A 12,748-nucleotide genomic window follows, 5' to 3' on the forward strand; every position below is an offset into this window, starting at 1 on the left:
CGCGAAGGAAATCATGTCCGCAGTCCCGTCCGTCAACGCCGAACAGCTTGCCGCGCTCGAAGCGCGTCTCACACGCTATCCGGCGCAGCAAGGCAGCCTCGCCGTGCAACGCGTGCTCAGCTATCGCGAAGTCGATCGCGCTGGCCACGACGCGCTGCCGCTCGTGTTGCTGCACGGCATCGGTTCGGGCGCGGCTTCGTGGGTGGAGCAGTTCGACGCGCTCGGCGCGACGCGCCGTGTGCTGGCCTGGGACGCGCCGGGGTATGGCGCTTCCTCGCCGGTCGCGGCAGCTTCGCCAGTTGCGCAGGATTACGCAGTCGTACTGAAGGAATGGCTCGACGCGCTCGGCATCGAACGCTGCGTGCTGGTCGGGCACTCGCTCGGCGCGATCGTCGCCGGCGCGTTTGCCGCCGCGCATCCCCGCTATCTGGCGGGTCTGTTGCTGCTGTCGCCCGCGGGCGGCTACGGTGCGGCCGCGCCCGAGGTGCGCGACGCCAAACGCGATCAACGGCTCGCGATGCTGAACGAACTGGGGCCCCAGGGTCTCGCCAACACGCGCAGCGCAAACATGCTGTCCGTCCACGCGAGCGACGACGCACGCGCATGGGTCCGCTGGAACATGTCACGAGTGATGCCGCATGGCTACGCGCAGGCCACGCATCTGCTCGCCAACGCGGATCTCGCGGCCGACCTCGCGCGCTACGACGGTCGCGTGAACGTCGCGGTCGGCGCCGAAGACACGATCACGACGCCCGAGGCCTGCGAAAAGATCGCTCTGGCCGCGCGGACCCGCCTGCAGACCGTGCCGCGCGCGGGCCACGCCGGCTATATCGAAGCACCCGCCGCGTACACCACGATCATCGATACGTTCTGCCGCGCAAGCGACAGCCCATTGAGCCAAAGCGGAGCCAATCAATGACGCCCGACACTCTTGACGCCGACCGCGACCTCGCCGCCGACGGCAACGAAACGAGCAGCGATTCGGGCTACCGTGTGCCCGGTCTCGAACGCGGCTTGAAGATCCTGATGGAGTTCTCGCCGCGCGAGCCGGTGCTCGGCGCACCGGAGCTGTCGCGGCGCCTGAGCATTCCACGCACGACGGTGTTCCGTCTGCTGCAGACGCTCGAATTCCTCGGCTTTCTCGAACGCGCCGACAAGGACCGCAACTATCGCCTCGGCGTCGCGGTGCTGCGGCTCGGTTTCGAATATCTGAGCTCGCTCGAACTGACCGATCTCGGTCTGCCGATCATCGAAAAGCTGCGCGACGAGACCGGCCTCACGAGCCACATCGTGATTCGCGATGCACGCGACGTCGTGTTCGTCGCGAAGGCGCAAAGCCATGCGCCGATTTTCAGTTCGGTGAAGGTCAACGTCGGCACGCGCCTGCCCGCGCATGCGACGACCCATGGCCAGGTGCTGATGGGCGATCTGACGTTCGAGGAACTGAAGAAGCTCTATCCGGAGCCGGAACTCGAGCGCTTCACGACGCAGACGCCGGCCACGGTCGACGACCTGTACGAACGGATTCGCGACGACGCGCGGCGCGGCTTCGCGATCAGCGAGTCTTCGTTCGAGCGTGGCATTTCGGTGGTCAGCGCGCCGGTGCGTAACGACTCGCGCCGCATCGTCGCGGTGATCACGACGACGATTCCGCGCCGCGAGATCGATGCATCGCTGCTCGACGGCGGTCTCGTCGACAAGGTGCGCCGCGCGGCCGACGAGCTGTCGCAGCGGCTCAATTACCGGCCGAAGTCTGGGCCGAATAGCGGCAACAAGTACATGAAGGCACTGGGGCTCTGATGATCCAAATCGATTTGACCGGACAGGTAGCGGTGGTGACGGGCGGTTCGTCCGGCATCGGCCTCGCAACCGCCGAACTGTTTTTGCGCGCCGGCGCTTCCGTCGCGATCTGCGGCCGTGACAGCGAGCGGCTCGCCCAGGCGCAAGCCGCGCTCACGAAGAAGTATTCCGGCGCGCAACTGCTCGCGCAGCGCTGCGACGTGCTCGACGCCGACGAAGTCAACGCGTTCGCGCAGGCGGTGCAGCAGCGCTTCGGCCGCACCGACATGCTGATGAACAACGCGGGCCAGGGCCGCGTGTCGACCTTCGCCGATACGACCGACGAGGCCTGGCGCGAGGAACTCGACCTCAAGTACTTCGGCGTGATCCGCCCGACCCGCGCGTTCCTGCCGATGCTGCGCGACACGGCAGGCGCCGGCCGCAACGCGGCGATCGTCAACGTGAACTCGCTGCTCGCGCTACAGCCGGAGCCGCATATGGTGGCGACGTCGTCGGCGCGCGCGGGCCTGCTGAGCCTGACGAAGTCGCTCGCGGTCGAACTGGCGCCGCAGCGCGTGCGCGTCAATTCGATCCTGATCGGCATCGTCGAATCGGGTCAATGGCGCCGCCGTTATGCCACCCAGGCCGAGCTCGGACAGAGCTGGGAAGACTGGACCGGCGAACTCGCGCGCAAGAAAAACATCCCGCTCGGCCGCTTCGGCCGTCCCGAAGAAGCCGCACAGGCGCTCTTTTATCTGGCTACCCCGCTGTCGTCGTACACGACTGGCAGTCACATCGATGTTTCTGGAGGCGTTGCACGACATGTCTAACAAAACCACCGTTGGCGAACTGATCGCCGCCTTTCTCGAGCAATGCGGCGTTAAAACCGCCTTCGGCGTGATCTCGATCCACAACATGCCGATCCTCGACGCAATCAACACGCGCGGCAAGATCCGTTATGTCGGCGCGCGTGGCGAAGCCGGCGCGGTGAACATGGCTGACGGCCTCGCCCGCGTCTCCGGCGGCCTCGGCGTCGCTTTTACGAGCACCGGCACCGCCGCGGGCAACGCGGCGGGAGCGATGGTCGAAGCGCTGACGGCGGGCACGGCACTGCTGCACGTGACCGGCCAGATCGAAACCGATTATCTCGATCAGGACCTCGCGTACATCCACGAGGCACCGGATCAGCTGTCGATGCTGCAATCGATCTCGAAGGCCGCGTTCCGCGTGCGCTCGGTCGAAACCGCGTTGCCGACGATCCGCGAAGCCGTGCGCGTCGCGCAAGCCGCGCCGAGCGGCCCGGTCAGCGTCGAGATTCCGATCGACATCCAGGCCGCCGAAGTCGAATGGCCGAGCGATCTCGGCGCCCCGCACGTGAGTACGCTCACGCATTGCAAGGACCGCGTCGCGCAACTCGCGCAGCACCTGACGAAGGCGAAGCGCCCGCTGTTGTGGCTGGGCGGCGGCACGCGCCACGCGCGCGCGGCGGTCGAACGTCTGGTCGCGCTCGGCTTTGGCGTCGTGACCAGCGTGCAGGGTCGCGGCGTGCTGCCCGAAGATCACCCGGCCACGCTCGGCGCGTTCAACGTGCACCCGGCAGTCGAAAGCTTCTACAAGACCTGCGACGCGCTCGTCGTGGTCGGCTCGCGTCTGCGTGGCAATGAAACGCTGAAGTACAAGCTCGCGCTGCCGCAGCCGCTGTATCGCATCGACGCCGACGCGCTCGCCGACAACCGCGGCTATCGCAACGACATGTTCATCCACGGCGACGCCGCCGCGGTGCTCGACGAACTCGCGACGCTGCTCGAAGGCAAGCTGAAGATCGATCCGGCGTTCGCGCAAGACCTGGCCGCCGCGCGCGAAAGCGCGGTCGCCGACGTCAGCAAGGGTCTTGGGCCCTACAAGCGTCTCGTCGACGCGCTGCAGGAAGCCGTGGGCCGCGACTACAACTGGGTGCGCGACGTCACGATCTCGAACAGCACGTGGGGCAACCGCCTGCTGAAGATCTTCACGCCGCGCGCTGGCGTGCACGCGCTCGGCGGCGGCATCGGCCAGGGTATGCAAATGGGTATCGGCGCGGCGCTCGCGGGCAACGCTGCGAAAACTGTGGCCCTGTGCGGCGACGGTGGCCTGATGGTCAACGTCGGCGAACTCGCGACGGCCGTGCAGGAAAACGCCAACGTGATGATCGTGCTGATGAACGACCAGTGCTACGGCGTGATCCGCAACATTCAGGACGCGCAGTACGGCGGCCGCCGCTGCTACGTGCAACTGCATCAGCCGGATTTCGCGCAGTTCTGCGAAAGCCTGAAGCTCACGCACTACCGCATCAAGTCGCTCGACGACGCCGCCGCGATCATCCGCGAAGGCATGGCGAAGACGGGGCCGGTGCTGGTCGAAGTGGACATGCTGTCGGTCGGATCGTTCGCGACCGCGTTCGCGGGCCCGCCGGTCAAGAAAGAGGAGCCGCAACATGCATGAGGCCGGCTACGCGGGACATCACGCGCCCATCGACATCGCGATGATCGGCTTCGGCGCGATCGGCCAGGCGGTGTACCGCTCGGTCGCCGCCGATCCGGCGGTGCGCGTGTCGCATGTGATCGTGCCTGAAAGTCATGTGGCGTCGGTGCGTGAAGTGGTGGGCGCGAGCGTCGACGTGGTGTCGTCGGTGGCGGCGCTGAGCACGAAGCCGCAGTTCGCGCTCGAATGCGCGGGCCACAGCGCGCTCGTCGCTCACGTCGTGCCGTTGCTGAAGGCGGGCACCGATTGTGCGGTCGCGTCGATCGGCGCGCTGTCCGATGTCGGGCTGCTCGATGCGCTCGCGGCCGCGGCCGATCAAGGCGACGCGACGGTCACGCTGCTGTCGGGCGCGATCGGCGGTGTCGACGCGATCTCGGCGGCGCGCTTCGGCGGTCTCGACGAAGTGCTGTACACGGGCCGCAAGCCGCCGGTCGGCTGGCTCGGCACGCCGGCCGAAGCGGTTTGCGATCTGGCCACGCTCGCCGAAGAGAAAGTGATTTTCGAGGGCAGCGCGCGCGAAGCCGCGCGGCTCTATCCGAAGAACGCGAACGTCGCCGCGACGATCGCGCTCGCGGGCCTCGGCCTCGACAACACGGCAGTGCGATTGATCGCCGATCCGAACGTGACGCGCAACGTGCATCGCATCGTCGCGCGGGGCGCGTTCGGCGAGATGGCGCTCGAAATGAGCGGCAAGCCGCTGCCGGACAACCCGAAGACGTCCGCGCTGACCGCCTATAGCGCGATCCGCGCACTGCGCAATCGCGCGGCGCGCTGCGTGATCTAAGACCCGTTAAGCCCCTGGCTTGAAAGAACCGGAACGACCGACATGACTCACTTCGATACCAGCCTCGTGCCCAACGGCGATATTTTCATCGGCGGCGAATGGCGGCAGGGGCGCGGCAACCCGTACAAAAGCCTGTATCCGGCGGATCAGTCGGTCAACATGGAAATCTCGACGGCCAGCGCCGACGACGCGCGCGAAGCCATCGAAGCCGCCGACGCGGCGTGGCGCAAGTCCAACTGGTCGGGTCTGAAGCCGCATCAACGCGCATTGATCCTGTATCGCATCGCCGATCTGATCATGGCGCGCCACGAAGCGCTCGCGAATCTGCAGCGCCGCGACAACGGCAAGCCGATCGGCGAGACGCGCGTGCTGGTCGCGAGCGCGGCGAACACGTTCCGCTATTTCGCGGCCTGCCTCGAAACGCTCGATGAAGACGTCACGCCGTCACGCGGCGACTATCTGACGATGAGCATCTACGAGCCGATCGGTGTGGTCGCGGCGATCACGCCGTGGAATTCGCCGATCGCGTCCGACGCGCAGAAGCTCGCGCCGGCGCTCGCGGGCGGCAATGCGGTGGTGCTGAAGCCCGCCGAAGTCACGCCGCTGGTGTCGCTCGCGCTCGCGCGCATCTGCGAGGAAGCGGGCGTGCCGAAGGGTGTGGTCAGCGTGCTGCCGGGCAAGGGCTCGGTGATCGGCGACGTGCTGGTGCGCCATCCGCTCGTGAAGAAGGTGTCGTTTACGGGCGGCACCGAAGTGGGCCGCGGCATCGCGCGCATCGCGGCGGACAAGCTGATGCCGGTGTCGCTCGAACTCGGCGGCAAGTCGCCGACCATCGTGTTCGACGACGCCGATCTCGATCATGCGGTGAACGGCGTGCTGTACGGCATTTTCAGCTCGTCGGGCGAAGCGTGCATCGCGGGTTCGCGCCTGTTCGTGCAGCGCTCGATCTACGACACGTTCATGCAGCGTCTGGTCGAAGGCGCGCGCAAGCTGCGCGTCGGCGATCCGTCGCGCGAGAACACGCAGATGGGTCCGCTGATCACGCAGGCGCATCGCGAGACGATCGAACGCTATGTCGCGCTCGGTCTAGAAGAGGGTGGGTGTCTGCTGTGCGGCGGCGAACGTCCGGTCGGCGATAACCGTGAAGCCGGCACCTACTTCCAGCCGACCATTCTCGAAGGCCTGACCAACGACGCGCGCATCTGCCAGGAAGAAATCTTCGGCCCGGTGCTCGTCGCGATGCCGTTCGACGACGAAGCGTCGCTGCTGAAGGAAGCGAACGACAGCGTGTTCGGCCTCGCCGCCGGCATCTGGACGCGCGACTACAAGCGTGCCTACCGGATCGCGCGCGGGCTCGAAGCCGGCACCATCTGGATCAACACCTACAAGCTGTTCTCGATCTCGACGCCGTTCAGCGGCTGGAAGGAGAGCGGCATGGGACGCGAAAAAGGCCGTGTCGGCATTCGCGAATACATGCAACAGAAGAGCCTCTACTGGGGCTTGAACGACGCGCCGTTGGCGTGGGCGAACTGAAGCGGGACGAAGAGGCACGTTATGACGATTCTCGGCATTGAACAGATTATTTACGGCGTGACGGATCTCGCCACCTGTCGGCAATTTTTCGCGGACTGGGGCATGAAAGAGACCGCCCACGACGAAACCCACGCGCGCTTCGAAACGCTGAACGGCTGCACGGTGCTCGTCGTCGAGGCGAACGATGCGTCGCTGCCGCCCGCGTTCGAAGAAGGCCCGACCTTGCGCGAAGTGACGTGGGGCGTCGCGACGAAGGCGGAGCTCGACGCGCTGCGTGGCCGCTTCGCCGGCCAGCCGGGCCACTTCGAAAACGACGAGGCGGTTGGCTGCATCGACCCGAACGGCCTGGCGGTGCGCGTCGAAGTCACGCGTAAGTGGGCGGTCGACGTGCACGGTTCGCCGTCGAACGTGTGGGGCCAGACGCTGCGCGTCGATCAGCCGTCGCCGGTCTATGAGCGCGCGGAGCCGGTCGAAGTGGGCCACGTCGTGTTCTTCACGAACAGGCTCGCCGAGCAGGAAAAGTTTTATCACGAGCTGCTCGGCTTCGAGACCTCGGACCGTTATCCGGGCCGCGGCGCGTTCATGCGCTGCGCGCCGCACGGCGGCCATCACGACCTGTTCCTGCTGGCCCTGCCGAACGGCAAACGCGGCCTGAACCACGTCGCGTTCACCGTGCGCGACATCCACGAAGTGTTCGGCGGCGGCATGCACATCAGCCGCTGCGGTTGGGAAACGCAACTCGGCCCGGGACGTCATCCGGTGTCGTCGGCGTACTTCTGGTACTTCAAGAATCCGGCCGGCGGCCTGATCGAGTACTACGCCGACGAAGATCAACTGACGCCCGATTGGCAGCCACGCGATTTCGAGCCGGGCCCGACCGTGTTCGCCGAATGGGCGATCGACGGCGGCATCGACGGCAACACGCGGCGCCAGAAAGACGCGAAGGCGCCGGAAGACAAGTTCATGACGGAGCGCAAGAATGACTGACGTTGCCACCGAAAAGGCTCAGACCGCGCATGCGGGGCTCGAGGCGCCGCGCACGATCGTCGTGATCGGCGGCGGCCAGGCGGCCGGCTGGGTCGTGAAGACGCTGCGCCGGGAAGGCTTCGACGGCCGCCTCGTGATGATCGCCGACGAAGTGCATCTGCCGTACGAGCGTCCGCCGCTGTCGAAGGCCGTGCTGGCCGGCGACGCGGACATCGACACGGTGCGGCTCGTGAAGCCCGACGATTTCGACGCCTTGAACGTCGAGGCGTGGCAACCGGATCGCGCGACGTCGATCGATCGCGAGCAGCGCATCGTACGCACGAAGTCGGGCCGCGAAGTGCGGTACGACCGCCTCGTGATCTCGACCGGCGGCGCGGCTCGCCGTCTGCCCGACGCGCTCGTGAAGACCTCGCATATCGCCTATCTGCGCACGCTCGACGAAGCGGTCACGCTCGGCGAACGGCTGCGCTCAAGCAAGCGCGTGCTCGTGATCGGCGGCGGCTGGATCGGTCTCGAAGTCGCGGCGACCGCGCGCAAGCTAGGCGTCGAGGCGTGCGTGGTGGAAGGCGCGCCGCGTCTGTGCGTGCGCTCGCTGCCGCCGCTGGTGTCCGATTTCCTGCTGGAGCTGCATCGCGCGAACGGCGTGGACGTGCGTCTGAACGCGGCGTTGGTCAAGCTCGAAGATCATCCGAACGACGCGAACCGGCTGCGCGCGACATTTAAGGACGGCTCGACGCTCGACGCCGATTTCGCGGTGGCCGGCATCGGTCTCGCACCGCATACGGCGATTGCACAAGCGGCGGGCGTGAAGGTCGAGGATGGCATCGTCGTCGATCACTTCGGCGCCACCGACGACCCGCGCATCTTCGCGTGCGGCGACGTCGCGAATCATCCGAGCGCGTGGCTGAAGCGCCGCGTGCGGCTCGAATCGTGGGCCAACGCGCAGAACCAGGCGATCTCCACGGCGAAGGCCTTGCTCGGCACGTTCGAGCCGTACGCGGATATTCCGTGGTTCTGGTCCGATCAGTACGACGTGAACCTGCAGATTCTCGGCGACATTCCGGCCAACGCGGAACTCGCGGTGCGCGGTGATTTGCCCGGCAAACGCGCAACGCTGTTCTATCTGGAAGACAACACGATTCGTGGCGTGATCGCGATCAACACCCCGCGTGAGCTGAAGCTTTCGCGCAAGTGGATGAACCAGGGCCGGACCATCGACCTTGTCACCCTGACTGACGCCTCCACGGCGCTTGCCTAATCATTTCTACGGACGGCACCTCGGCATGAGAACCATCGAAAACACAACAGGAGACCGCAGCAGCGCCGGTGTTTCAGGCGCTGTGACGCAAGGATCGATCATCGCGCGTCTGGAGCGCTTGCCGAGGAACCGGATGCAGGTGCGTGCGCGCATACTGATCGGTCTCGCGACGTTCTTCGACGGCTTCGACGTCATCGCGATCGCGGCGACGCTGCCCTTGCTGATCGCGAAATGGAATCTGACGCCGTGGGACGTCGGCTTCCTGCTTGGCTCGGGCTCCGTGGGACAACTGATCGGCGCGTTCCTGTTTCCGTGGTACGCGGAACGCGGCGGACGCGTGAAGGCGATCGCGCTGAGCTCGGGCATTATCGGCATCACCAGTATCGCGTGCGGCTTTGCGCCGACCTTCGCGGTGTTCGTCGCGCTGCGTATCGTCCAGGGCCTGGGCCTCGGCGGTGAGTTGCCGGTGGCTGCGACCTATATCAACGAGATCAGCCGCGCGCACGGCCGCGGACGCTTCGTTCTGCTGTACGAAATCGTGTTCCCGATCGGGCTGCTCGCGTCGAGCGCGCTCGGTGCCTGGATCGTGCCGCGCTTCGGCTGGCAGGCGATGTACTTCATCGGCGGCATGCCGTTGATCCTGTTCTTCGTGCTGCGCAAGCTCGTGCCGGAATCGCCGCGCTGGCTCGCCGTGCGCGACCGGATGGCCGAAGCCGATTCCGCCGTGCTCGCGTTCGAACGTACCGCCAAGGTGCCGCTGCCGCCGGTCGCGCAGGCGTCGGAGTTCGACGAGATGATCAATCGCCATCCGAAGCGCCGCGTCGCGGACCTGTTCGGCCCGGCCTATCTGAAGCGCACGCTCGCCGTGGCGATGCTGTGGGTCACCTGCGGCTTCATCCAGTATGGTCTGTCGACCTGGCTGCCGACAATCTACCGCACGATCTATCACGCGCCGCTGCAACTCGCGCTGAACCTGGCGGTCGCGGCGTCGGTGCTCGGCGTGCTCGGATCGCTGGCCTGCGCGTTGCTGGTCGACAAGGTGGGACGCAAGCCGATCATCAGCATCTCGTTCGTGCTGTGCGCGTTGTCGCTGGCCATGGCGGGCGTGTTTCACGGCTCGTCGGTGTATGTGGTCGCAACCTGCTGCGCGCTCGCGCTCGGCTTTCTCGCCAGCGGCTTCATCACGGCCTATGTGTACACGCCGGAGCTGTACCCGACCAGTATCCGCGCGATGGGCTGCGGTGTCGGCGGCGCGTGGCTGAAAGTGGCGGCGATCTTCGCGCCGGCGATCGTGTCGAAGACGATGATCGGCGGCAACCTGGAAGTGGCGTTCTATATCCTCGCCGCCGTGCCGTTCATCGCGGCGGTCGCGGTGCACTTCCTCGGTATCGAAACCAAGGGCAAGGTGCTGGAGCAGCTCGAGGCTTGACCGGGACTGCGTGATGACCGCTTGAGCAGTAAAACGAAAGGCGCACCGGGTGGTGCGCCTTTCGCCGTTGATAGGCCTCTCTGATGAAGCGCTGTGCGTTAGAGCGCTTTGCGATAAACCACGAAGCCGCCCTTATCCGCGACCTTGTCATAGAGCTGCATCGCGGTGTGATTCGTCTCATGCGTCTGCCAGTAGACGCGTTGCGCACCGTCGGCTTTTGCGCGCGCATAGACGGCCTCGATCAGCGCTCGGCCGACACCCTTGCCGCGCTCGCTATCGAGCGTGTACAGGTCCTGCAGATAGCAGATCGGCCCCGCCATCGTCGTATGACGGTGATAGAGAAAATGCACGATGCCCTGCAATTGCCCGGCGCGTTCCGCGACGAATGCATACATCGGCTCGTAGCCATCGAAAAAGCGATTCCACGTGATTTGCGTGATCTCGCGCGGCAACGCGGTCTCGCCCGAGCGGCCATAAAACGCGTTGTAGGCGTCCCATAGCGGGAGCCATGCATCGAAATCGTCACGGGTGACGGCGCGAATCTGCAGCGGGGCGGACATGTGGACGGTTCCTTCGGAAAGCTGTGGAACCGCCAGCATAAAAAATTTGCGACGCGATTGTTAGCTCCACCATGCTCGCAAAATCTGGAGCCACGACGCGTGCGACAGCGCGATGAGCCGATGCATCACCGCATGCCGCGAGTCAGTGCTCGCGATGTTGCTTGTGACGCAGCTCGTTGCGGACCTTCTTCGCGGCGAACAGCGGCACGTAGTCGAACACGCGCGCCTCGTTCCGGAATTCGGCGAGCGTATCGGCGTACATGCGCGACACCGTTTTTGCCGGCGTGTCGGTTTCCTCGGCGATGCTTCGGACCACTTCGTCTACATTCGGCTCAGGCTGGGACATGGTCTCTCTCCGGGTAGGACGGCAGGCTGGATGGACGGTACGCGGACGGCAGGAGTCCATTACAGGATGCGAATCGCGAGCGCGCCAATTGAATCGACCTATCGTCCGACTGATTCCACAGAGATTTTTTTCTTGCGCTGCGGCAAGCACCCACGCGGTGAGGCCGTGCGGAAAATCAACCGGCTGCGCGGTGGTGAATACCCGGGAAACGCACAGGGCTAAGCGACCGCCGTCTCTACCTCTGCACTTTCTGCGCTACATGCGCGATCCGGTCGCGCACGACGCCGATCGCCTGCTTCAGCGCGTAAACGTCCTGAAAGTAGCGGTACGGAATTCGGATCTGACTAGCGTTCGCGTCGATGCTTTCAATCTCCTCACTCCATTGCGCGATCTGCGCGCGAGACGGCTCGGCGTTCTTCCACACTTCGTCCTCGAGCGCCTTGATCGCGCGGTACCACACGATCAGGCGTTTCTTCATACGCGCTTCGAGCATGCGCGGCAGCGCCTGCGCGAGGCCGATCAGCAGCGCGAGGAACGGCACCAGAATCAGCAGCCGCCGTTCGATCAGACTCGCGAGCCAGAACGGCAGGTAGCGATACAGAAACGGCCGGCCCGATTTGAAGTACCGCACGCTTTCGTCGGAGATCGGGAATTCTTCGGTGTTCAGGTTGGGGAACGTGCCGAGCGGCGTGAAGTAGTCCTCGCCGCCGTGCACCGTGCGCGCCGCGTCGAGCAGCAGATAGACGAGCGCCGGATGCAGCGTGTCCTTCGACACGAGCAGCGCCGTCGCCGCGAGCAGCGTGACGTCGCTGCGCGGCAGATCGTCGGCGACGCTCGTCGAGGCACGCGGCAAGATGATCTTCGACAGCGACGGGAATTTTTGCGCCAGTGCATCGGCCTGCGCGAAGCTCATCAGCTTCAGGTTGCTGGTGAGCAGCGTGCGCTGCATGTCGGCGTCGGGCCGGCCAATGAAGAATGCCGCGTCGACCTGACCGCTTTCGAGCCCCTGGTATGCGGCGTTCGCGTCCATCTGCAGCAGCGTCGAGTTCTGACTCGTGACGCCGCTATAGCCGAGCAGCACCTGCGAGACGTTGAGCAATCCGCTGCCTGGCACGCCCATCGAAATGCGCTTGCCGCGCAGTTGCGACAGCCGGTCGATCGTCGCATCGCCGCGATAGAACACCCAGATCGGTTCGTACGACACGGCGGCGATGGTTTCCAGATTGTCGGTGTCATTCGGACTGGTCGTGCCCGACTGGATGAAGCCGACCTGATAGGCGCTGTTCGGGTCCGCGAGCCGCTGGTAGTTTTCGACCGAGCCTGACGAGCTACGGATGTCGAGCTTGACGCCTTCGCGCTTGAGCAGCGGCGCGTAGCGATCGGCGAAGCCGCGATAGATGCCGCCGTCCGCACCGGTGGTGATGACGATCGTGCGCTGGAACGCGGGCTCGAGCACGAGCGCGAGCATCCAGCCGAACGCGGCGATGAGCACGATCGCGCCGACGATCAGAAGACGCCGGCGCCGCCGCGTCATCGGGGTTGTCGGGCTGCG

At 65.6% G+C, this 12,748-nt stretch carries 12 protein-coding genes; 9 read left to right on the forward strand and 3 right to left on the reverse strand.

The genetic code is table 11. From position 1 onward, the window contains the following. Positions 1–13 precede the first annotated feature (13 nt). The 9 genes from OKW37_RS23465 to OKW37_RS23505 are packed head-to-tail and all read left to right on the forward strand — an operon-like array spanning position 14 to position 10,290. Entirely contained in the window at positions 14–919 is a 906-nt protein-coding gene (locus tag OKW37_RS23465) for an alpha/beta fold hydrolase (RefSeq protein WP_184057773.1), read from the forward strand. Further along, the gene (locus OKW37_RS23470) at positions 916–1,800 is read left to right on the forward strand and encodes an IclR family transcriptional regulator (protein WP_184057774.1); all 885 of its coding nucleotides are present in this window, start codon (positions 916–918) and stop codon (positions 1,798–1,800) included. Before OKW37_RS23465 ends, OKW37_RS23470 begins: the two co-directional genes overlap by 4 nt. After that, positions 1,800–2,609, forward strand: a complete 810-nt coding sequence (locus tag OKW37_RS23475) for an SDR family oxidoreductase (RefSeq protein WP_184057776.1) — start codon at positions 1,800–1,802, stop codon at positions 2,607–2,609. The genes OKW37_RS23470 and OKW37_RS23475 overlap by 1 nt, the downstream gene beginning before the upstream one ends. After that, positions 2,602–4,260, forward strand: a complete 1,659-nt coding sequence (locus OKW37_RS23480; protein ID WP_184057778.1) for a thiamine pyrophosphate-binding protein — start codon at positions 2,602–2,604, stop codon at positions 4,258–4,260. Before OKW37_RS23475 ends, OKW37_RS23480 begins: the two co-directional genes overlap by 8 nt. Further along, the gene (locus OKW37_RS23485; RefSeq protein ID WP_184057780.1) at positions 4,253–5,083 is read left to right on the forward strand and encodes an aspartate dehydrogenase; all 831 of its coding nucleotides are present in this window, start codon (positions 4,253–4,255) and stop codon (positions 5,081–5,083) included. Before OKW37_RS23480 ends, OKW37_RS23485 begins: the two co-directional genes overlap by 8 nt. 42 nt (positions 5,084–5,125) lie before the next feature. After that, a complete protein-coding gene (locus OKW37_RS23490; RefSeq protein ID WP_184057782.1) occupies positions 5,126–6,616 on the forward strand; it encodes an aldehyde dehydrogenase in 1,491 nt (496 codons plus the stop codon). A 21-nt stretch (positions 6,617–6,637) separates the two neighbouring features. Further along, positions 6,638–7,603, forward strand: a complete 966-nt coding sequence (locus OKW37_RS23495; RefSeq protein WP_429403910.1) for a VOC family protein — start codon at positions 6,638–6,640, stop codon at positions 7,601–7,603. Next, on the forward strand, positions 7,596–8,861 hold the full coding sequence (locus tag OKW37_RS23500) for an NAD(P)/FAD-dependent oxidoreductase (protein ID WP_429352787.1): 1,266 nt from the start codon (positions 7,596–7,598) through the stop codon (positions 8,859–8,861). The genes OKW37_RS23495 and OKW37_RS23500 overlap by 8 nt, the downstream gene beginning before the upstream one ends. Positions 8,862–8,886: 25 nt before the next feature. Continuing rightward, positions 8,887–10,290, forward strand: coding sequence for an MFS transporter (locus tag OKW37_RS23505; RefSeq protein WP_184057788.1), 1,404 nt, complete (start codon positions 8,887–8,889; stop codon positions 10,288–10,290). A 98-nt stretch (positions 10,291–10,388) separates the two neighbouring features. Here the strand turns inward: OKW37_RS23505 and OKW37_RS23510 are convergent, their stop codons facing one another. The 3 genes from OKW37_RS23510 to OKW37_RS23520 all read right to left on the reverse strand — a co-directional run bounded on the left by OKW37_RS23510 (position 10,389) and on the right by OKW37_RS23520 (position 12,730). Further along, on the reverse strand, positions 10,389–10,850 hold the full coding sequence (locus OKW37_RS23510; RefSeq protein ID WP_184057790.1) for a GNAT family N-acetyltransferase: 462 nt from the start codon (positions 10,848–10,850) through the stop codon (positions 10,389–10,391). Positions 10,851–10,992: 142 nt separating this feature from the next. Continuing rightward, positions 10,993–11,196: a DUF3562 domain-containing protein gene (locus tag OKW37_RS23515; RefSeq protein ID WP_429403911.1), complete on the reverse strand. Its 204-nt coding sequence runs from the start codon at positions 11,194–11,196 to the stop codon at positions 10,993–10,995. 235 nt (positions 11,197–11,431) lie between these two features. Further along, positions 11,432–12,730, reverse strand: coding sequence for a TAXI family TRAP transporter solute-binding subunit (locus OKW37_RS23520; protein WP_429404397.1), 1,299 nt, complete (start codon positions 12,728–12,730; stop codon positions 11,432–11,434). Positions 12,731–12,748: the final 18 nt, after the last annotated feature.

The organism is Paraburkholderia sp. MM5482-R2, from assembly GCF_050436125.1.
Classification (GTDB): domain Bacteria; phylum Pseudomonadota; class Gammaproteobacteria; order Burkholderiales; family Burkholderiaceae; genus Paraburkholderia; species Paraburkholderia tuberum.